Genomic DNA, 693 nt, shown 5'->3' on the forward strand with positions numbered 1-693 from the left:
ATGGCCATCAGCTCGTTCGGGATGGAGGCGTACTCGTTCACCGGGTCGCAGGCGGGGATCATCACCACCACCCGCCACGGCAACAGCCGGATCATCGACATCACCCCGGGCCGGGTCCGGGAGGCCCTCGATCAGGGCAAGATCGCCCTGGTCGCCGGGTTCCAGGGGGTGTCCCGGGAGACCCGCGACGTCACGACCCTCGGCCGCGGCGGTTCGGACACCACGGCCGTGGCCATGGCGTCCGCGCTCGGCGCCGACGTCTGCGAGATCTACTCGGACGTCGACGGCATCTACACCGCCGACCCCCGGATCGTCCCGGACGCCCGCAAGCTCGACACCATCTCGTACGAGGAGATGCTCGAGATGGCGGCCGTGGGCTCCAAGATCCTCAACCTGCGGAGCGTCGAGTTCGCCCGCCGGTACCACGTGCCCCTGCGCGTTCGCTCTTCGTATTCGACCAACCCCGGCACGCTCGTGGCCGGAAATGTGGAGGACATCCCCGTGGAAGACGCAGTCCTGACCGGAGTCGCGCACGACGCCTCGGAGGCCAAGATCACCGTGGTCGGCATCCCGGACCAGCCCGGGTACGCGGCCAAGATCTTCCGTGCCGTCGCCGACGCCGAGATCAACATCGACATGGTCCTGCAGAACGTGTCCAAGGCCGAGGGCAAGACCGACATCACCTTCACCTGC

At 67.8% G+C, this 693-nt stretch carries 1 protein-coding gene; it reads left to right on the forward strand.

Features of this window, described 5'->3' with window-relative positions:
- Positions 1–693, forward strand: a 693-nt coding sequence (locus tag B4M60_RS04915) for an aspartate kinase (protein WP_291080832.1), incomplete at both ends; no start/stop codon positions are given.

The sequence above is a fragment of the Dietzia sp. UBA5065 genome, assembly GCA_002415925.1.
In the GTDB taxonomy this organism is placed as follows: domain Bacteria; phylum Actinomycetota; class Actinomycetes; order Mycobacteriales; family Mycobacteriaceae; genus Dietzia.